Annotated in this window: 18 protein-coding genes and 1 pseudogene; 12 read left to right on the top strand and 7 right to left on the bottom strand. The window is 57.8% G+C overall.

Annotation, left to right across the window (positions count from 1 at the left end):
- A pseudogene (locus AB5Y76_RS08670) lies at window positions 1-405 on the bottom strand (IS3 family transposase); the annotation flags it as partial.
- A gap of 108 nt (window positions 406-513) precedes the next feature.
- Complete coding sequence (gene adhE / locus AB5Y76_RS08665) at window positions 514-3,180, bottom strand: bifunctional acetaldehyde-CoA/alcohol dehydrogenase (protein ID WP_368177710.1); 2,667 nt, start codon at window positions 3,178-3,180, stop codon at window positions 514-516.
- Window positions 3,181-4,020: 840 nt separating this feature from the next.
- On the opposite strand from adhE, the gene AB5Y76_RS08660 reads away from it, so the two are divergent.
- The 7 genes from AB5Y76_RS08660 to AB5Y76_RS08630 all read left to right on the top strand — a co-directional run bounded on the left by AB5Y76_RS08660 (window position 4,021) and on the right by AB5Y76_RS08630 (window position 11,778).
- Complete coding sequence (locus AB5Y76_RS08660) at window positions 4,021-4,656, top strand: YchE family NAAT transporter (protein WP_005337678.1); 636 nt, start codon at window positions 4,021-4,023, stop codon at window positions 4,654-4,656.
- A gap of 279 nt (window positions 4,657-4,935) precedes the next feature.
- Window positions 4,936-6,555 (top strand): ABC transporter substrate-binding protein, encoded by a 1,620-nt coding sequence (locus AB5Y76_RS08655; protein ID WP_005337675.1) that lies wholly within the window; start codon window positions 4,936-4,938, stop codon window positions 6,553-6,555.
- A 98-nt stretch (window positions 6,556-6,653) separates the two neighbouring features.
- Window positions 6,654-7,574: an oligopeptide ABC transporter permease OppB gene (gene oppB, locus AB5Y76_RS08650; RefSeq protein WP_005337672.1), complete on the top strand. Its 921-nt coding sequence runs from the start codon at window positions 6,654-6,656 to the stop codon at window positions 7,572-7,574.
- A gap of 14 nt (window positions 7,575-7,588) precedes the next feature.
- On the top strand, window positions 7,589-8,500 hold the full coding sequence (gene oppC / locus AB5Y76_RS08645) for an oligopeptide ABC transporter permease OppC (protein WP_263719239.1): 912 nt from the start codon (window positions 7,589-7,591) through the stop codon (window positions 8,498-8,500).
- Between the two features lie 54 nt (window positions 8,501-8,554).
- Window positions 8,555-9,535, top strand: coding sequence for an ABC transporter ATP-binding protein (locus AB5Y76_RS08640; protein ID WP_005337668.1), 981 nt, complete (start codon window positions 8,555-8,557; stop codon window positions 9,533-9,535).
- On the top strand, window positions 9,536-10,531 hold the full coding sequence (gene oppF / locus AB5Y76_RS08635) for a murein tripeptide/oligopeptide ABC transporter ATP binding protein OppF (protein WP_263719238.1): 996 nt from the start codon (window positions 9,536-9,538) through the stop codon (window positions 10,529-10,531).
- 302 nt (window positions 10,532-10,833) lie between these two features.
- Entirely contained in the window at window positions 10,834-11,778 is a 945-nt protein-coding gene (locus tag AB5Y76_RS08630; RefSeq protein ID WP_005337664.1) for a TerC family protein, read from the top strand.
- Between the two features lie 65 nt (window positions 11,779-11,843).
- Here the strand turns inward: AB5Y76_RS08630 and alr are convergent, their stop codons facing one another.
- Window positions 11,844-13,070 (bottom strand): alanine racemase, encoded by a 1,227-nt coding sequence (alr, locus tag AB5Y76_RS08625; RefSeq protein WP_021230622.1) that lies wholly within the window; start codon window positions 13,068-13,070, stop codon window positions 11,844-11,846.
- 173 nt (window positions 13,071-13,243) lie between these two features.
- Here alr and AB5Y76_RS08620 point away from each other — a divergent pair, with 173 nt between their 5' ends.
- Window positions 13,244-13,693: an isoprenylcysteine carboxylmethyltransferase family protein gene (locus tag AB5Y76_RS08620; protein WP_129503678.1), complete on the top strand. Its 450-nt coding sequence runs from the start codon at window positions 13,244-13,246 to the stop codon at window positions 13,691-13,693.
- 93 nt (window positions 13,694-13,786) lie between these two features.
- Here the strand turns inward: AB5Y76_RS08620 and tapW are convergent, their stop codons facing one another.
- Window positions 13,787-14,926 carry a type IVa pilus ATPase TapW gene (gene tapW, locus AB5Y76_RS08615; RefSeq protein ID WP_263719237.1) on the bottom strand — a complete coding sequence of 380 codons (1,140 nt, stop codon included), beginning with the start codon at window positions 14,924-14,926 and terminating at the stop codon, window positions 13,787-13,789.
- Between the two features lie 58 nt (window positions 14,927-14,984).
- Window positions 14,985-15,341 (bottom strand): DMT family protein, encoded by a 357-nt coding sequence (locus AB5Y76_RS08610; RefSeq protein ID WP_005337656.1) that lies wholly within the window; start codon window positions 15,339-15,341, stop codon window positions 14,985-14,987.
- Window positions 15,342-15,453: 112 nt separating this feature from the next.
- Here AB5Y76_RS08610 and AB5Y76_RS08605 point away from each other — a divergent pair, with 112 nt between their 5' ends.
- The 3 genes from AB5Y76_RS08605 to AB5Y76_RS08595 all read left to right on the top strand — a co-directional run bounded on the left by AB5Y76_RS08605 (window position 15,454) and on the right by AB5Y76_RS08595 (window position 18,153).
- Window positions 15,454-16,185 (top strand): ABC transporter substrate-binding protein, encoded by a 732-nt coding sequence (locus AB5Y76_RS08605; protein ID WP_021230624.1) that lies wholly within the window; start codon window positions 15,454-15,456, stop codon window positions 16,183-16,185.
- Window positions 16,186-16,282: 97 nt separating this feature from the next.
- Window positions 16,283-17,290, top strand: a complete 1,008-nt coding sequence (gene btuC / locus AB5Y76_RS08600) for a vitamin B12 ABC transporter permease BtuC (protein WP_263719236.1) — start codon at window positions 16,283-16,285, stop codon at window positions 17,288-17,290.
- 65 nt (window positions 17,291-17,355) lie between these two features.
- Complete coding sequence (locus tag AB5Y76_RS08595) at window positions 17,356-18,153, top strand: ATP-binding cassette domain-containing protein (protein WP_263719240.1); 798 nt, start codon at window positions 17,356-17,358, stop codon at window positions 18,151-18,153.
- 22 nt (window positions 18,154-18,175) lie between these two features.
- On the opposite strand, the gene aac(6') is transcribed toward AB5Y76_RS08595, so the two are convergent.
- Window positions 18,176-18,634: an aminoglycoside 6'-N-acetyltransferase gene (gene aac(6'), locus AB5Y76_RS08590; RefSeq protein WP_088869320.1), complete on the bottom strand. Its 459-nt coding sequence runs from the start codon at window positions 18,632-18,634 to the stop codon at window positions 18,176-18,178.
- A 6-nt stretch (window positions 18,635-18,640) separates the two neighbouring features.
- Window positions 18,641-19,705 (bottom strand): 3-deoxy-7-phosphoheptulonate synthase, encoded by a 1,065-nt coding sequence (locus AB5Y76_RS08585; RefSeq protein WP_005353109.1) that lies wholly within the window; start codon window positions 19,703-19,705, stop codon window positions 18,641-18,643.
- A 144-nt stretch (window positions 19,706-19,849) separates the two neighbouring features.
- Between AB5Y76_RS08585 and AB5Y76_RS08580 the strand changes: the two genes are divergently transcribed.
- Entirely contained in the window at window positions 19,850-20,230 is a 381-nt protein-coding gene (locus AB5Y76_RS08580; RefSeq protein ID WP_005337641.1) for a diacylglycerol kinase, read from the top strand.
- Window positions 20,231-20,394: the final 164 nt, after the last annotated feature.

The following is a 20,394-nucleotide window of genomic DNA, read 5'->3' as shown; positions in this document are numbered from 1 at the left end:
CAATGGTCAGCCTTTCGACTTGCCGCTGCGAGAGGACTTGCCGGGTCGCTTTTTTACGATGGAGACGCCGTAGTCATTCTTCAGTACATCGACGATGGCCTCAAAGAACTGGGCCTTCTGACTCATCAGCGCCAGCTGCTGCTCGAGTTCCTTGATGCGCTGTTCTGGCGTCTGGTTGTCGGGGTCAGGCATGGTGATGCTCCTGCCAGCACGTACAGAAGCCCCCTGGCTCCAATCTTGCCGACCATGTTTACGCAACCATACCAGAACGGTGGAGCGGCCCTGAATGCCATAACGCACCTGAGCCTGTTTGTAGGTGAGCTCGCCTTTTTCAATCTGCTCGACCAGTGCCAGTTTAAAAGTCAGCGAGTAATCGCGCTGTGTCCGTTTCACACCTTGTCCCATCGGGTTCTCCATTTATTGGGGGGAAAGGTGTAAACCATATTCAGGAAGGGACATAGCAGATAAAAAAAGCCCGCGCAGTGCGCGGGCTTGTTATCTCAGGACCGGTTATCAGGCCTTGGATTTCTTCTTGCCTTCAACCTTGGCTTCAACCGGGGCAGCAGTTACCGGAGCGGCTTCGGTGAACGGACGACCGTAGTAGGAGTCCAGCAGAACCTGCTTCAGCTCGCTGATCAGCGGGTAGCGCGGGTTGGCGCCGGTGCACTGGTCATCGAAAGCTTCGATAGCCAGCTGGTCAACCTTGGCCAGGAAGTCAGCTTCAGTCACGCCAGCTTCGCGGATAGAGGCCGGGATACCCAGGGTAGCCTTCAGCTCGTCCAGCCAGGTCAGCAGCTTCTCGATCTTGGCGGCGGTGCGGTCACCGGCAGCAGTCAGACCCAGGTGGTCAGCAACTTCGGCGTAACGACGACGAGCCTGCGGACGGTCGTACTGGGAGAACGCAGTCTGCTTGGTCGGGTTGTCGTTCGCGTTGTAGCGGATGACGTTGCTGATCAGCAGGGCGTTAGCCAGACCGTGCGGAATGTGGAACTCGGCACCCAGTTTGTGAGCCATGGAGTGGCACACACCCAGGAAGGCGTTGGCGAACGCGATACCGGCGATGGTGGCAGCATTGTGCACCTTCTCACGAGCGATCGGGTCGTTGGCACCGTTCTGGTAGCTGGACGGCAGGTACTCTTTCAGCATTTTCAGGGCTTGCAGCGCCTGGCCGTCGGAGTACTCGTTAGCCAGTACGGAAACATAGGCTTCCATGGCGTGAGTCACGGCATCGATACCACCGAAGGCACACAGGGACTTCGGCATGCCCATGACCAGGTTGGCGTCGACGATGGCCATGTTCGGGGTCAGCTCGTAGTCAGCCAGCGGATACTTCTGACCAGACACTTCATCGGTTACTACCGCAAACGGAGTGACTTCAGAGCCGGTACCGGAAGTGGTGGTGATACAGACCAGTTCGGCCTTCACGCCCATTTTCGGGAACTTGTAGATACGCTTGCGGATGTCCATGAAGCGCATGGCCAGATCTTCGAACGCAGTGTTCGGGTGCTCGTACATCACCCACATGATCTTGGCAGCATCCATCGGTGAACCACCGCCCAGCGCCAGGATAACGTCCGGTTTGAAGGAGTTGGCCATCTCGGCACCCTTGCGAACCACAGCCAAGGTCGGGTCAGCTTCTACTTCGTAGAACACTTCCACGTCCATATTCTGTGCTTTCAGCAGGCTGACCAGTTCATCGGCGTAGCCGTTGTTGAACAGGAAGCGGTCAGTTACGACCATGGCACGCTTTTTACCTTCCAGGTCGCTCAGAGCGATCGGCAGGGAACCACGACGGAAGTAGATGGATTTCGGAAGTTTGTGCCACAGCATGTTTTCTGCCCGTTTTGCGACTGTCTTCTTGTTGATCAGGTGCTTCGGACCCACGTTTTCGGAGATGGAGTTACCGCTCCAGGAGCCGCAACCCAGGGTCAGGGACGGTGCCATTGCGAAGTTGTACAGGTCACCGATACCGCCTTGGGTAGACGGAGTGTTGATCAGGATACGCGCGGTCTTCATCTTGTCGCCGAAGTACTTGATGCGGTCAGCGTTGCGGTCCTGGTCGGTGTACAGACCTGAGGTGTGGCCGATACCACCGATGTTGACCATGTCACAGGCCATATCAACGGCGTTTTCGAAGCTGCTTGCACGGAACATACCGAGCAGCGGGGACAATTTCTCGTGAGCAAACTCATCTTCTGCACACAGCTTGACGCCTTCACCGATCAGGATCTTGGTATCAGCCGGTACAGTTACGCCTGCCATCTCGGCAATCTTGGTAGCTGGCTGGCCAACAATGTTGGCGTTCAGGGCACCGTTGATCAGGATGACTTTACGTACCTTGTCAGCATCTTCTTTGGAGAGCACATGGCCCTTGTGGGATGCAAAGCGCTCTTTAACCTGGTCGTAGATGGCATCAACAACGATGACTGCCTGCTCGGAAGCACAGACCACGCCGTTATCGAAAGTCTTGGACATCAGGATGGAGGCAACGGCACGCTTAACATCGGCGGTTTCGTCGATAACGATAGGTACGTTACCGGCACCCACACCGATAGCAGGCTTACCGGAGGAGTAGGCTGCTTTCACCATGCCCGGGCCACCGGTGGCCAGGATCAGGTTGATGTCTTCGTGCTTCATCAGGGCGTTGGAGAGCTCAACAGACGGTTGGTCGATCCAGCCGATGATGTCTTTCGGTGCACCGGCGGCAACAGCGGCATCCAGTACCAGCTTGGCAGCGGTATTGGTGGAGTTCTTGGCGCGGGGGTGCGGGGAGAAGATGATGGCGTTGCGGGTCTTGAGCGCGATCATGGATTTGAAGATCGCAGTGGAGGTCGGGTTGGTGGTCGGAACGATACCACAGATGATACCTACCGGCTCGGCGATGGTGATGGTACCCATCTGATCATCTTCGCTCAGAATGCCGCAGGTCTTCTCGTCTTTGTACTTGTTGTAGATGTATTCGGAGGCGAAGTGGTTCTTGATAACCTTGTCTTCGATGATACCCATACCGGATTCTTCCACGGCCATCTGGGCTAGGGGGATACGGGCGTTGTTGGCGGCCAGGGCGGCGGCACGGAAGATCTTGTCTACCTGCTCTTGAGAGAAGCTGGCGAATTCACGCTGGGCTTCCTTAACGCGGGCGACCAGTGCATCCAGTTCAGCCAAATTGGTTACTGCCATGTTTATCTCCTGATTATTTGAAAACTGTTTAGTAAGACGTTGGCAATGCCCGGCAATTATAGTCGCCCTGTCAAGACGGTATCGTTGCAACAGCTTTTTCACATGCCTTACTAAATCGCTTTCTGAGTCGATTATAGAGCGGGGCTGACTCAGAAAAACTTGATCTGGATCATGTGTAACAAAAGAACAAAAGAAATTTTATTTCACAATCCTTGTTTGACTGATGTTATCGGAATGTGCATCAAAGGGAAAGGCGAGAGACTTGTTAACGCAGGGTAATAAACCACATTTATCAAGTGGTTAATTGCACTTGGTCATAGGATTGCAGAGCTATTTTGGCGGTATAGGTTAGCAAATATGAGTGAATTGGTTTCAAAATCACCGACAAACGCACTTTATTCCAGCGTTTGTTGCAAAAATGATTGTTGTTTTAATCCATGACTAATCCGCTTTATTCCCCAAGGGGGCCATTTCTGCCCCCTTTCCCGGTTTTTGCATTGTGGCTCTCTTGCCGAGTCAATGAAGTGATGTCTGGCCTGAAATAGTGGGAAGGCAAAGCCTGGATTCTCTCGAGTCGCTTGGTCATTCGGTCTGTCATCGTCGGACTCTCTGGTCATGATTAAGCAGGGTTGCGCTCACTTTTCTGGCGCGTGTCGGGCGGTAGAAAGGGCTTTTGGCATCGGTTTATGCCAGTTAGCGCGGATGCATTAGATGAACTAACTAAAAAACCCTCAAAATGGTGAGATTATTTGATTGGTGCCCGCTCTGGCTATGATGTAAATTTACGCACGAAATTAATGGACTGGCCCGCTGGGCCCGAAACTCTATTGGAAGGCGCCTATGGCAGCAATTGACGTCTCGTTGTATCTGAAGTTTTTTGTCGGTTTGTTCGCAATTATCAACCCGCTTGGTTTGTTGCCGGTGTTTGTCAGCCTGACCAGCCACCATACTCAGGCCGAGCGGATGAAAACCAATACCACCGCCAATATCGCGGTGATGGTGATCCTGCTGGTCTCCATGTATATGGGGCAGTTGATCCTCGATGGGTTTGGCATCTCGCTGGCATCGTTCAGGATCGCCGGTGGGTCGCTGATTACCCTGATTGCCTGGTCGATGCTGCAGGGCAAGCTGGGCGAAGTGAAGCACAACAAACAGGAGAAGGGCGAACTGGCGGTGCGCGAGTCTATCGCCGTGGTGCCGTTGGCGCTGCCGCTGATGGCAGGCCCCGGTGCCATCTCCTCGGTGATTGTCTATGCCAGCCAGAGCCACTGGCAGCAGCTGCTCGGCATGTCAGTGGTTGTCGTGGTCTTCTCCTTCTGCTCCTGGCTCATCTTCCGCGCCGCGCCGCTGCTGTTCAAGATCATGGGCAACACCGGCATCAACGTGGTGACCCGTATCATGGGTCTTATCATGATGTCGCTGGGTATCGAGATCATGGTGGCCGGTATCAAGGGGGTTTTCCCCAGCCTGATGTGAGCCAGCTCCGCTTTATGAAAGCCGGTCCTCGTGACCGGCTTTTTATTGGTTGCTTTTTGTTCGGTCTTTTCTAGAATCGGTCGTTTGTGTGAAAAATGAGCGCTTTGCTGGTGTTTTAATACTGAAAAAGCGCATGCTAGCTGATTTTTTGACCAGAAAATGACGATTACCCTGACAATATCTGTTGCATTATCGGAATTGGCAGGGAATTATGCTGGGAGCGGGTTTTAACCCCGTCACTTTAAAAAATGCATGGAATGTTCTTGTTGGAGTAGGGAAATGACTCATAAAAAAACAATGATTAACACATTGCTGGTGGCTGCACTGTTTGGTGGCGTCAATGTGGCTCAGGCTGCTGATGTCCCGGCGGGAACCAAGCTGGCTGAAGTCCAGCAATTGGTAAAAGGCAACGGCTCCGAGCCTGCGACCCTTGACCCGCACAAGACCGAAGGAACGGTCGAATCCAATATCCTGCGCGACCTGTTCGAAGGTCTCGTCGCATCCGGCCCGAAAGGGGAAATTCTCCCGGCTGTGGCTGAATCCTGGGAAACCAAGGATAACAAGCACTACGTCTTCCACCTGCGCAAAGATGCCAAGTGGTCCAACGGTGACCCGGTTACTGCCCACGATTTCGTTTTTGCTTTCCAGCGTGCCGTTGATCCGAAAACTGCCTCTCCTTACTCCTGGTATCTGGAGATCCCGACCATTGCCAATGCCTCCGAGATCATCGCAGGTAAAAAGCCGGCTGATACGCTGGGCGTGAAGGCGACCGACGACTACACCTTCGAAGTGCAGCTCGAGAAAGCGATCCCTTACTTCGTCAGCATGCTCTCCCACACCACCACCTATCCGGTACCGAAGAAGGTGATCGAGAAGTTCGGTGACAAGTGGACCCAGCCGGAAAATATGGTATCCAACGGTGCCTATACCCTGAAGAACTGGGTGGTGAACGAGCGCGTCGAAGTGGAGCGCAACAAGCACTACTGGAACGATGGCAAGACCGTCATCAACAAGGTGGTCTATCTGCCCATCCAGTCTACCAACGCCGACCTGAGCCGCTATCTGGCGGGCGAAGTGGACATCACCTATCAGATGCCCATCGAGCGCTTCAAGCAGATGAAGAAAGAGAAGCCGGACGAGCTGAAAGTGACCGGTTATGTTGGTACTTACTACTACCAGTACAACGTCAAGAAGAAGCCGTTTGACGATGTGCGCGTCCGTACTGCGCTCTCCTATGCCATCGATCGCGACGTGATCGCCGACAAGGTGATGGGGCAGGGTCAGACGCCGGGTTACACCCTGGTGCCGGACTTCGTCGATGGCTTCAAGCCGGTAGCGCCCGAGTGGTCTAAGATGACCCAGGCCGAGCGTGATGCCAAGGCCAAGGCGCTGCTGCAAGAGGCCGGTTTCGATGCCAGCAAGCCGTTGAAGTTCGAGCTGCTCTACAACACCGACGACAACCACAAGAAAGTGGCTGTGGCCGTGGCATCCATGTGGAAGAAGCTGGGCGTGCAGGTGAGCCTGGTCAACCAGGAGTGGAAAACTTACCTGGAAACCAAGAAACAGGGTCAGTTTGACGTAGGTCGTGCCGGCTGGATCGCCGACTACAACGAAGCCTCCTCCATGCTGGATCTGATGCAGACCACCCACGGTAACAACGACGGCAAGTACTCCAATCCGGAGTTCGACAAGCTGATGGATTCATCCCGTGATCAGGTCGATGTGGCGGCCCGTAACAAGCTCTACGTCCAGGCTGAAGAGATCCTGGCCAAGGACATGCCGATTGCCCCCATCTACCAGTACGTGACTGCCCGTATGGTCAAACCCTATGTAGGCGGCTATCCGGCCAACCCGCTGGATAACCTCTACAGCAAAGATATGTACATCATTGCTCACTGATTTAAAGCAACAAGTCGCATAACAAGCAGGGCCCGCCGGACGGCGGGCCTTTATTACAACCGCGACCATTTGGAAGCAGTACAGGACAGGAAATGTCTATGTTGAAATTCATTTTTAAACGGCTATTGGAAGCGATCCCGACTCTGCTGGTCTTGATCACCGTCTCTTTCTTCATGATGCGTTTCGCCCCGGGTAACCCCTTTACCAGCGAGCGTTCACTGCCCCCCGAAGTCATCGCCAACATCGAGGCCAAATATGGTCTCGACAAACCCATTGGCATGCAATATCTCACCTACCTGGGCAACCTGGTGCAGGGTGATTTGGGCCCCTCTTTCAAATACAAGGATTTCACCGTCAATGATCTGGTGAGCCAGGCGCTGCCTGTTTCCGCCAAGATCGGGACCACGGCCTTCTTCTTCGCCGTGCTGCTGGGGGTCACCTTCGGCACCATAGCGGCACTGAAACAGAACACCATCATCGACTATCTACTGATGTCGTCGGCCATGGCCGGGGTGGTGATCCCGGGCTTTGTGCTGGCGCCCTTGCTGGTGCTGTTTTTCAGTATTCATCTGGGTTGGTTCCCTGCCGGTGGATGGCAGGGTGGTGGCATCCAGTTTATGGTGCTGCCGGTGTTCGGCATGATGATGTACTACATCTCTGCCATCTCGCGGATCATGCGGGGCAGCATGATCGAGACCATGAACTCCAACTTCATCCGTACCGCCCGTGCCAAGGGCTTGCCGCTGCGCCACATCATCCTGAAACACGCGCTGCGTCCGGCTATGTTGCCGGTGGTCTCCTATCTGGGCCCGGCCTTTGTCGGCATCATCACAGGTTCCGTGGTGATCGAGACCATCTTCGGCCTGCCGGGGATCGGCCAGCTGTTCGTCAACGGTGCCCTTAACCGTGATTACTCCATGGTGCTCGGTCTGACCATTCTGGTCGGCGCCCTCACCATCACCTTTAACGCTGTGGTCGATATTCTCTACGCCTTTATCGATCCCAAGATCCGTTACTAATTCGGGAGTTCATCATGGTTGTTTCAACTGAAAAACGCGATGCCGTCGAGGCGTTCGCGCAAAAAGTGGAAGTGGTGGAGGGGCGCTCCCTGTGGAAGGATGCCCGTCGCCGTTTCCTGCGCAACAAGGCGGCACTGACCAGCCTGATCATTCTGACCATCATCGGTCTGGCGGTCATCTTTGGCCCCCATTTGTCCCAATACACCTTTGACGATCCGGACTGGGGCGCCATGCAGTCGCCGCCGGATATGGAAGCGGGTCACTACTTTGGTACCGACAGTCTGGGGCGCGATCTGTTCGTGCGCACCCTGCTGGGCGGGCGCATCTCCCTGATGGTCGGCATCATGGGCGCCATGGTGGCGGTCATCATCGGTACTTTGTATGGCGCTGCCTCCGGTTTTATCGGCGGGCGGGTCGACAGCCTGATGATGCGGGTACTGGAGATCCTCAACGCCTTCCCCTTCATGTTCTTTGTCATCATGCTGGTCACCTTCTTTGGCCGCAATCTGGCGCTCATCTTTATCGCCATCGGGGCGGTGAGCTGGCTCGACATGGCGCGGATCGTGCGGGGCCAGACCCTGAGCCTCAAGAGCAAGGAGTTTATCGAGGCAGCCCACGTCTGTGGCGTCTCCAAGTGGAAGATCATCACCCGTCACATCGTACCGAACGTACTCGGTATCGTGGCCGTCTACGCCACCTTGCTGGTGCCGGGGATGATCATGTTTGAATCCTTCCTGAGTTTCCTGGGCCTTGGGGTTCAGGAACCGATGACCAGCTGGGGTGCCCTGCTGGATGAAGGCTCCAAGTCGATGGAAGTGGCCATCTGGCAACTGCTGTTCCCCTCCTGCTTTATGGTGGTGACCCTGTTTTGCTTCAACTTCCTCGGGGATGGTCTGCGTGACGCCCTCGATCCGAAAGATCGTTAATCGAGTATCGGATCGACAGGAAAGCATCACGAAAGATCGATAAGGAGTTTTTATATGAAGTTACTGGATGTGAAAGATCTGCGGGTCGAGTTCAAGACCCCGGACGGTAATGTGGTGGCGGTCAACGACCTCAACTTTTCTCTCTCTGCGGGTGAAACCCTGGGGATCGTCGGCGAGTCCGGCTCCGGCAAATCCCAGACGGCCTTTGCCATCATGGGGCTGCTGGCCAAAAACGGCATTATTACCGGTTCCGCCAAGTTTCAAGGTGAGGAGATCCTCAACCTGCCGGAGTCCAAGCTCAACAAGATCCGCTCCGAGAAGATCGCCATGATCTTCCAGGACCCCATGACCTCGCTCAACCCCTACATGAAGGTGCAGGATCAGCTGATGGAAGTGCTGATGTTGCACAAAGGGGTGAGCAAGGCGGAAGCGTTCGAAGAGTCGGTACGGATGCTCGATGCGGTGAAGATCCCCGAAGCACGCAAGCGGATGGGCATGTATCCCCACGAGTTCTCCGGCGGTATGCGTCAGCGGGTGATGATCGCCATGGCGCTGCTCTGCCGGCCGCAACTGCTGATCGCCGACGAACCGACCACCGCACTCGACGTGACCGTACAGGCCCAGATCATGACTCTGATGAACGAGCTCAAGCGCGAGTTCAACACCGCCATTATCATGATCACCCATGACCTTGGCGTGGTCGCCGGTATCTGCAACAAGGTGCTGGTGATGTATGCCGGTCGTACCATGGAGTACGGCAAGGTAGACGATATCTTCTATCGCCCGAGCCACCCCTACACCGAAGGTTTGCTGCGCGCCATTCCCCGCCTCGATACCGAAGGGGAGGTGCTGCCAACCATCCCGGGCAATCCACCCAACCTGCTGCGTCTGCCCACCGGTTGCCCCTTCCAGGAGCGTTGCCATCGTGTGAGCGAGATTTGCGGCCAGCAGTCACCGATCCTGACCCCGTTCAACGACGGTCGTGAGCGTGCTTGCCACTGGGTTTCGGATGCCATGAACAAGGGGGCCAACTAAATGGGTGCCGACAAAAAATTGCTGTTGGAAGTGTCTGACCTCAAGGTCCACTTCAGTATCAAGAGTGGCAAGGCGTGGCCCTGGGCCAAACCGTCCGACCTCAAGGCGGTCGATGGCGTGACCTTGCGTCTCTATGAGGGTGAAACCCTCGGTGTGGTGGGGGAGTCCGGCTGCGGCAAATCGACCTTTGCCCGTGCCATCATCGGTCTGGTACCGGCCACCGATGGCAAGGTGGTGTGGCTGGGTGACGACCTTACCAAGCTCGATCAGAATGCCCTGCGCGAGAAGCGCAAAGAGATCCAGATGATCTTCCAGGACCCGCTGGCTTCTCTGAACCCTCGCATGACCATTGGCGACATCATTGCCGAGCCGCTCATCACCTTCTATCCCAACCTGCCACGGGAAGAGGTGAAGGAGAAGGTGCGCGCCATGATGAGCAAGGTGGGGTTGTTGCCCAACCTGGTCAACCGCTATCCCCACGAGTTCTCCGGCGGCCAGTGCCAGCGGATCGGGATTGCCCGGGCACTGATCCTCGAGCCCAAGATGATCATCTGCGACGAGCCGGTCTCGGCACTGGACGTATCCATTCAGGCGCAGGTGGTTAACCTGCTCAAATCCCTGCAAAAGGAGATGGGGCTGTCGCTTATCTTCATCGCCCACGACCTGTCGGTGGTCAAGCATATCTCCGATCGGGTGCTGGTGATGTATCTGGGCAACGCCGTTGAGCTGGGGACCCGCAAGGAGATCTTTGCCAACCCGTTGCATCCCTACACCAAGGCGCTGATGTCAGCGGTGCCAATCCCGGACCCTGAGCTGGAGCGCAACAAGGTGATCCAGATCCTGGAGGGGGACTTGCCATCGCCGATGAATCCACCGTCAGGCTGCATGTTCCGCACCCGCTGCCCGGTGGCTGGCCCCGAGTGTGCCAAGACCCGCCCTGTGCTGGAGGGTAACTTCGATCACGCGGTCTCCTGCCTCAAGGTCGATCCGCTCTGATGGGGATGTGTTGAACCTGTTTGCGGGGCTCCTTGATGGGGCCCCGATTTATTTCTGGCGGTAGTGAAGATGCCTCTTGGCGTTATCTTTTACCGCTGCTACTATCCGCGCAACAAGGGGAGTAACTTCTCGCCGGTTTGTCGTCATTACGGTGCACCCATTTCCTGCAGTGCACCCGGCAGCCGGGCAGTTGATGCAAATCAGCTGTAAGTGAGACCTTGCCGAGAGGCAAGGTGTATCTGCTCCAAACGCAAACCCACGCCTCTCGGTCGTGGGTTTTGTCGTTTTTGGGAGAAGTGAAAATGGGTGAATGGTGGATGTGGACCGGTTTCTTCAGCATAGTGCTGGTCCTGTTATGGATAGACATACGCTTTGTCGGTGGCGGCAAGTCACACAAGGTGTCCCTCAAAGAGGCGGGTGTCTGGTCCCTCATCTGGGTCAGCGTGGCGCTGCTCTTCAACCTGGCTATCTGGCTCTGGCTGGATCACAGCGCGGGCCGTGAAATCGCCAATCAGAAGGGGCTGGAGTTCCTTACCGGCTACCTCATCGAGAAAGCGCTGGCAGTGGACAACGTATTCGTCTGGCTGATGCTGTTCGGCTACTTTGCCATTCCGGCCGAGCTGCAGCGCCGGGTGCTGCTCTACGGGGTGCTGGGTGCCATCGTGATGCGTGCCGGTATGGTGTTCGCGGGCAGTTGGCTCATCGAGCAGTTCCACTGGATCCTCTACCTGTTCGGCGCTTTCCTGCTGCTGACCGGTGCCAAGATGTTGTGGGCGGCCGACAAGGAGCCTGACTTGGCCAACAATCCGCTGCTAGGCTGGATGCGCCGTCGCTTCAAGGTGACCGAGACCCTGGAAGGGGAGAAGTTCTTCGTCTGGCGTGACGGTGTGCGCTATGCCACTCCGCTGCTGCTCATTCTGGTGCTGGTGGAGGTGAGCGATCTCATCTTCGCGGTGGACAGTATCCCGGCCATCTTCGCGGTGACCACGGATCCCTTCATCGTGCTGACCTCCAACATCTTCGCCATCATGGGTCTGCGTGCCATGTACTTCCTGCTGGCCGGTGTGGCTGATCGCTTCGCCCTGCTCAAATACGGTCTGGCGCTGATCCTGATGTTTATCGGGGTCAAGATGCTACTGCTGGATATCTTCAAGATCCCGACCGGTATCGCACTGGGCGTAGTTGCATTGATCCTGCTGGCATCCATGGGGCTGAGTCTGTTTGTGACCCGTAAAAAGGCCGCTTGAGCGCGGCAGACAATTAAGCAATAACAACAAGGGCTCCCGCGGGAGCCCTTTTTCATATCGTCTTATCAGCGTTTGATCTTCTTGGGGTTGGTGTAGCCCCAGATGGTGTACATGTCCGCCAGCAGGGCGCCGTTGTACTCCTCCAGATCCGCCTGTTTCACTTCGGCTTCACCCTGACGGCCAAACAGCACCACCTCGTCGCCGGGTTTCACCCCTTTCAGGTCGGTCACGTCCACCATGATGGTGTTCATGGAGGTCTTGCCGACCACCGGCACCTTCTGACCCTGGATCAGCACATAGGCCTTGTTGCTCAGGGAGCGGCGATAACCGTCGGAGTAGCCCAGCGGCAGGTTGGCGAGCCAGGAGTCACGCTTGAGGGTAAAGGTGCGGTCATAACCGACGGTGTTGCCCGCTGCATAGTGGTTGACCGAGGCGACCTGGGTCTTGAATGCCATCACCCGCTTGTATTCGGTGTGGGAGGGGATGGAGTCACCGTAGAGCAGGCCGCCCGGGCGCACCATGTCGAAGTAGGCGTCCGGCACGGCCAGAGTGGCGAAGGAGTTGGCGGCGTGGATGGTGATCTTGCTGCGATCCAGCTTGCCCGCTTCCAGCAGCCACTGGGAGTCCAGTTTGAACTGGGCCAGTCCCATCTTGACGTCCTCTTTTTCCTCAACCGGGAAGTGGGTCATGATGCCGACCGGGGTGATCCCCTTTAGCTTGAGCATGGCCAGCGCATCCTGCTTGGCATCGGCCAGACGCAGGTCGATGCCGTTGCGGCTCATGCCGGCGGAGTTGAGCGCGATATGAACCGGAATGGTGGTGTGGTGGCGCTGGGCGATATCGGCGATACCTTGGGCACTCACCAGACTGCCGATCAGCTCCTCCATCTTGTAGGGCAGGGCCTGCTCTACTTCATCCGGGGTGGCAGCACGCACCCGCATCAGACGGCCGGTAAAGCCCTTCTCGCGGGCGACGCGCGCCTCTTCGTTGCTGGCGATGCCGATGCAGGGGATATTGGCCTTGACCACGGAGGGGACCAGCAGGTCGATGCCATGACCATAAGCGTCGGCCTTCATGATGGCGCAGATCTGCGGGCCCTTGTCACCGAGACGATCCTTGAGGGTCTGGATATTGTGTTCAAAGGCGCCCAGATCCACTTCCAACCAGGCGTTGCTGGCGGTTTGCTCCTGGCCGTTGCGATGATCCGTCGCAAGGGGCAGATAGGGAGCCGCAACGGCTTGGCCCGCGAGCAGGCCGAAGATCAGGGTAGCCAGCAGAGTTTTCTTGTGCATGGTGATTCCTTTTTGTTATTCGCGTTGGATAGTTTGGACGGGGTCGGCCACATTGGTGGTGGTTTAACCACAACTTGTTGTTATTATTATGATCTTTGTCACTCTCAACAGGCGCTGACTGGTTGGGAGTCTACCGCAACACGGGTTCGGCCGACACTCGTCAGGGGAAGAAAATGGTCAATCTTGAGTTACGTTTGCCACCACCGCTGATCTTCCTGCTCTGTGCCGGGGCCATGTGGTGGCTAAGAGGGGAGAGCCAGCCCGGCATCTGGGCAATGGCGCTGATGGCTATGCTGGTCGTGGCGGGGGCCATCATGGGCTTTGGGGCCCTGCAACGGTTTCGTCACCACCAGACCACGGTCAGCCCCACCAAACCGCAGCACACCAGTCGTCTGGTGACCTGTGGCGTCTATCGTGTCAGCCGCAATCCCATGTATCTGGGGCTGCTCTGTTGGCTGGCCGCCTGGGGCTGTTATCTCGGTGGAAGTTGGGTCTGGGTTGGGCCAATCGTGCTGGTGGCCTGGCTGACCCGCTTCCAGATCATGCCGGAGGAGCGGCTGTTGCATGCTCGTTTCGGCGACGAGTATGTGGCGTATTGCCAGCGCGTTCGCCGTTGGTGCTGACTGGCTGTGATCTGCGTGATCTGAGGGATAAGTCGGGTCAGCCGTGCTGGATAAAGAGAACCCCGGGCGGGCCCGGGGTTCTCGAGGGGCTAGTTAGAAAAAATCGCCCTTCTCGTCCTTGGTGGGTTCGAGGCTCCAGCCGGTGGCATCGCTGCTGCTGGCAATCTGCCCCTTCTCTTTCCACAGCTTGATCTTGAGGCGCAGGTTGTTGGCCGAGTCGGCGTTTTTCACCGCCTCTTCTTCCTCAATTACCCCTTCCACTACCAGATCAAACAGGGCGCTGTCGAAGGTGACCATACCGAGGGCCTTGGATTTCTCCATCACCTCTTTGAGGCCGCCAAATTCACCGCGCTTGATCATGTCGCGGATGGTGTGGGTGCCGAGCATGATCTCCACTGCGGCCCGGCGACCGCCATCGGTGGTTTTCACCAGCCGCTGGGAGACAAAAGCTTTGAGGTTGTTGCCCAGATCGTTGAGCAGCTGGGGGCGGCGCTCTTCCGGGAAGAAGTTGATGATGCGATCCAGCGCCTGGTTGGCGTTGTTGGCGTGCAGGGTGGAGATGGCAAGGTGGCCGGTTTCGGAGAAGGCCAGCGCATGTTCCATGGTCTCGCGATCGCGGATCTCGCCGATAAGAATGACGTCCGGCGCCTGACGCAGGGTGTTTTTCAGGGCTGCGTGGAAGCTGCGGGTATCCACGCCGACCTCCCGCTGATTGATGATACTCTTGCGGTGGCGATGAACGAACTCCACCGGATCCTCGATGGTAATGATGTGGCCACCGCTGTTGCGGTTGCGATGGTCGATAAGCGCTGCCAGCGAAGTGGATTTACCCGAGCCGGTACCGCCGACAAACAGCACCAGGCCACGTTTCTCCATGATGGTGTCGAGCAGCACAGGCGGGAGTTTGAGGTCTTCAAAGCGGGGGATTTCGGTCTTGATGTTGCGGGCCACCAGAGAGACTTCGTTGCGCTGCTTGAAGATGTTGACCCGAAAGCGGCCGATCTGGGGCAGGGAGATGGCGAGGTTCATCTCCAGATCCTTCTCGAACTGCTGCTTCTGCTCGCCATCCATGATATCGGCGGCGATCCGCGCCACTTCCCCCGGCTCCAGCGGCGTTTCGTTGAGGGGGCGCAGGCCGCCGTTAAACTTGGCGCAGGGGGGCGCGCCGGTCGACAGATAGAGGTCTGAGCCATCCTGCTTGGCCAGGATCTGTAACATGTCTCGCAATTCCATTTTTTTGCCTCGTCGATCAATGAGATGCCATGAGCGGGATGATATTGAGTGTACAGCCTCAGGCGCCGGTCAGTTTCTCGCGAAAGACAAAAAAGACCGCACCGAGAATGCAGAGCCCTGCCCAGAGATAGTCCCATTTCAGATCTTCCTTGAGATAGAAGATAGAGAATGGGACGAATACGGTGAGTGTGATCACTTCTTGCAGGATTTTAAGTTGGCCCACGCTCATCACCGTATGGCCGATGCGGTTGGCGGGCACTTGCAGCAGGTATTCGAACAGGGCGATACCCCAGCTCACCAGGGCGGCAATGATCCAGGGTTTATGGTTCATGCTCTTGAGGTGAGCGTACCAGGCGAAGGTCATAAAGACGTTGCTGCAGAGCAGCAGACCGATACTGGTGAAAATCGGGTTCATAGGGTTCTCCTTGAAAATCCGGCGCATTTTATCCCTGAACCACGGGTTTTCATACGTGGTGCGGGAGGGTATTTTTAACCAACAGGATAAGCCGTGCGAGGTATGCGACGGGATGGGCAAGTTATGCGGGATAGTGTTGTTACTGTTATTTGCCATGCCGGTGCGTGCGGCCCCGACGCTGACGGTGGCCACCGATCTGTGGCCGCCATTTCGCATCCTGCAAGCGGATGGCCGGTTGCAGGGGCTCGACATGGACATCCTGCGCCGGTTGCAACAGGCGAGCGGCATTGAGTTGCAGGTACGGCGGATGCCGTGGGGCAGGGCGCTCAAGCAGATGCAGACCGGTCAGGTCGATCTGATGATTGGCCTCGCCTATACCGCCGAGCGGGCGCAGTTTATCGACTATCTGCAGCCTGCCTACTACCAGTGCTGGCCCGCGTTTTATGGTCAGCCGGTCAATGTGGCCCGGATCCACCAATACCGCGATCTGCAGGGGGTGAAGGTGGGCTATGTGCTCAACTCCGCCTACTTTGAGCCCTTCAACAGTGACAGCCGCCTCGACAAGCACGGAGTACCCACCGAAGATCAGCTGCTGCGCATGGTGCAGCGCGGTCACCTGCCGCTGATGATTGGCACCGACTGTCAGGTGGACTATGCCCTGAGTCAGGGAAATGCCAGCCGGATAGGCAAGGCGGACTACCGCCCCGCCACGCCGGTGACCCTCTATCTGGGGATGAGCAAGCACTCACCTCACCAGTCGCTGCGCCAGCCCTTGCTGGTGGCGCTGCAAAATCTGGTGGCCAGCGGCGAGATAAGCGTGATGGCCAAGCGTTACCAGCCTTGACCTTGGGTGGCAAGCCACTGTTATCATGCCTTTTTCCTGCTTCTCCCCCGGCGCTGCGACAGGGCCGGGGGGAAGCCTTGTTATTCGGGGATCCTCCTTGTACCTCTCCCTTATCGCCCGCCAGCAGCGCTGGCAGCGGCGCTGGCTCTGTGGCCTGACGCTGCTGACCCTGCTGCTGTTTCTCTTCTCCCTCGTCTGGGGCGAGTTTGTGCTGCTGCCCTGGCAGCCCCTTGGCGATCTCGAACAGCGCATCTTGCTGGAGCTGCGGCTACCCCGTGCTTTGCTGGCCCTATTGGCTGGCGCAGCCCTTGCCTGTGGCGGCGCCGTATTGCAGGTGATGCTGCACAATCCGGTGGCGGAGCCCGGGCTGCTTGGTGTCTCGAGCGGGGCAGGACTGGCCGCCATGGTGGCGATGGCGGTGGCCAAGTCCCTCGGCCTCTATCTGCCCGGCTGGGGGCTGTCGCTGGCGGCCTTCGGTGGCGCCTTGCTGGTGACCATGCTGCTCATTCGGCTGGCTCGCCAGGCGCGTCTCGGTCATGCTCGCTTGCTGTTGTTTGGCGTCGCCATCGGTATTCTTACCAATGCCGCCATGACCTGGTTGATGTACTTTGCCGACGATGGCTCCTTGCGTGAATTCATGTTCTGGATGATGGGGAGCCTCTCTTACGGCAGCCAGCAGTTTGGCTGGTGGTGGCTGGTGCTGCCGCTCACCCTGGGCTGGCTCTGTTGGCAGGGCAAGGCGCTGCAACAGTTGCTGCTGGGGGAGACCCAGGCCCGCCTGATGGGAATGGATGTCGACAAGATGCGGGTGCGGCTGGTGCTGGCGGTCTGTCTGCTGACCGGTGTGGCGGTGTCGTTGTGTGGTGTCATCGGCTTTGTCGGGTTGGTGGTGCCCCATCTGCTGCGGCTCTGCGGTGGCAGCGATCAGCGCTTTCTGCTGCCTGCCTCGGCGCTTGGCGGCGGGGCCCTGCTGCTGGCGGCCGATCTGGTTGCTCGATCCACCCTGAGCGCGGGGGAGTTGCCTATCGGCGTCATCACCGCCTCGGTGGGGGCGCCGCTCTTTATCTACCTGCTATTGAGGCAAACTGCCGATGGTGCTGCATAAATATCTGCATGATTTGGTCGGGGCGCGCAGTCTCCTTATTTACCCGTTGTTGAGGCAAGATGCCGATGTCACCCGCTGATACCATGCCGGTTTCTTCTCGTGCTGCTGCGCCGCTGCTGGAGGCGCGCGCACTCGCCATTGCCGGACGGCTCTCTCCCCTAGATATCCGCTGGCATGGCGGCCAGTTGGTGGCGCTGCTTGGCCCCAATGGCAGCGGCAAGTCGACCCTGCTCGGGGCGCTGGCGGGGATTTTACCCGCCGATGGCACAGTGCTGCTGGGGGGGAAAGTGCTTACTGACCTGAGTTGGCCCGAGCTTGCCAAACGGCGCGCCATGCTGCCCCAGCGTCAGCCCCAGCTGTTTCATATTCCGGTGTTTCAGGTGTTGAGCCTGGGGTTCGATGAGGCGGTTGCGCCCGCCAGACAGAACGAGGTGATAAATGCATTGTGCGAGGCATTGGAGCTGGAAGCTTTGCTGGCTCGTGACTTCAGCCGGTTGTCGGGGGGCGAGCAGCAGCGGGTGCTGATTGCCCGCACCCTGCTGCAGGTGTGGCCGAGCCTCAATCCGACCGGCAAGGTGTTGCTGCTGGACGAGCCGCTGGCGGGGCTCGACCTGCATCACCAGCTGGCGCTATTGCGCTTGCTGAAAACCCTGGCCGCTCAGGGTTTGCTGGTGGTGCTCGCCATCCACGATATCAATCTGGCCATCGACTGGGCCGACCGCATTCTCTGCCTGCAACAGGGCTCGGTGGTGCGCGAAGGGGGTGTCGAGCTGGTGGATGAGGCGCTGCTGGCACAGGTATTCCAGATCCGCACCGACCGCATCGAAGCGGCGGGTCGGGTCTGGTTTATGCCGAGCCTGTGAGAAACAAGAAAGACCCTTGGCGTCAGCCGAGGGCCTTTTTGAAGAATACGACTCGCTCCGTTTCGGCAAAGCCGAGTCGCTGGTGCATCTGCTGCGAGGCAAGATTGTCGATGGCGGCATCGGAGGCCAGTTCCCGGCAACCCAGCTCGCGGCCCCACTGCGCCACCTGAGCGATCAAGGCTTGGGCCACCCCACGCTGGCGCGAGGCCGGTTGCACATAGACCCCTTCCAGATACATCACAGGGCTGCTGTTGCAGCCATTCACGTAATCGTGGCGCAGGGCTGCATCGGCAAAGCCTACCGCCTGACTCTGTTCATCCAGCGCCAGAAAGGCGTTGAGATGTGCATTGGCCAATATCTCAACCCCTTCCTGCAGGTGGGCCGAAAGTGCGTGGTGCGGCCACAGCTGCTGGCGCAGGGTTGCCCACTGCGCCAGCAGCGTCTCGTCGAGGGGGACTATCTGCCAGCCGATATTCGTCATCGGGGCTCAGGCTTGCCGCTTGGCAAGGCGTACCAGTGCAGCCTCTGCCAGCATCGCCAGCAGGGTTTCGGTGTCGCTCCATGACAGGCAGGCATCAGTGATGCTCTGGCCGAAGGTGGCGGCGCAGCCGTTCTCCACATCCTGACGCCCTTCCACCAGGAAGCTTTCTGCCATGATGCCGGCGATGCCGGTACGGCCGCGGCGCAGTTGATCGCAGATATCTTGCGCCACCAGCAGCTGACGGCGGTGATCCTTCATGCTGTTGCCGTGGCTGAAATCGACCACCAGACGCTCCGGCAGGCCCACATCGGCCAACGCTTCACACGCTTCATCGACACTGGCGGTGTCGTAGTTGGGGCGGTGGCCACCACGCAGGATCACATGACCAAAGGGGTTACCGGCGGTGCGGTAGATGGTCATCTTGCCGTCCTTGTCCGGCGAATAGAAGATGTGGCTGTGACGGGCGGCGCGCACCGCATCGATGGCGATGCGGGTATTGCCGTCGGTGCCGTTCTTGAAGCCAACCGGGCAGGAGAGAGCCGAGGCCATCTCGCGGTGTACCTGGGATTCGGTGGTACGCGCGCCGATGGCGCCCCAGGTGATGAGGTCGGCAATATACTGGCCGGTCACCATATCGAGGAATTCGGTGGCGGTGGGCATGCCGATCTCGTTGATGTCGACCAGCAGTTTGCGCGCCAGTTTCAGCCCTTCGTTGACGTCGAAGCTGCCATCGAGGCGCGGATCGTTGATGAGCCCTTTCCAGCCGACGATGGTACGCGGCTTCTCGAAATAGGTGCGCATCACGATGCAGAGGCTCTCTTTATACTGCTCGCGCAGGGCGTTGAGGCGCTGGGCATACTCGCGAGCAGCAGCGGGATCATGAATAGAGCAGGGGCCGACAATGACCAGCAGGCGCTGATCGTCTCCGGCCAGAATGGCTTCCACTTCGCGACGGGCATCCAGCAGATTCTGGGCAATGGTATCGGTGATCGGAAACGCGTGTGCAAGCTCGCTCGGAGTGATCAGTGACTCCAGGCGACGGGTGCGCAATTCATCTGTGTGAATGGACATACAACTCAAGTCTCGAGTGGGTGGTGTCAGCCGCAAGGGGCGAAAAAGCAAAGGGATAAAATAAAGCAAAAGTCCCCTGATTGAAACCTTGGGGGGCTCTGATAGGATGTGAGGCCAAAATCGATTCCAAATGAGGTAGATAGCGTGGCAAAGCCAGGGGCAACCGGGGTCACCCGCATCATCAACGCAACCGGTTACAGCATGAAGGGGCTCAAGTCAGCCTGGATTAACGAGGCGGCGTTTCGGCAGGAGCTGATGCTGATCCTGCTGCTGATGCCGCTGGCCTTCTGGCTGGGGGATTCTCTCAACCAGATCCTGCTGCTTATCGTCATCAGCTGGCTGGTGGTGATCGTCGAGATCCTCAACTCCGCCATTGAAGCTGTGGTAGACAGGGTTGGCTCCGAGCATCACGAGCTCTCCGGTCGTGCCAAGGATCTGGGCTCCGCCGCCGTCTTTATTGCGCTGGCCCTGAACGCTCTGGTATGGGGCGCGCTGGTAGGCCGCAATCTGTTGGGGTGGTGGTAAGCCACCATGCTGTTTTGAGGTTCTGCTTCATAAAAAAGCCCGTCATCACGACGGGCTTTTTGCTGCGCAGTGTCCCGTCCTGAATATGGTTTACACCTTTCCCCCCAATAAATGGAGAACCCGATGGGACAAGGTGTGAAACGGACACAGCGCGATTACTCGCT

The organism is Aeromonas sp. R1-2 (assembly GCF_040908505.1).
In the GTDB taxonomy this organism is placed as follows: domain Bacteria; phylum Pseudomonadota; class Gammaproteobacteria; order Enterobacterales; family Aeromonadaceae; genus Aeromonas; species Aeromonas veronii.
Note: the sequence above shows the minus strand (reverse complement) of the source record. Positions and strands in the feature narration are given on the sequence as shown.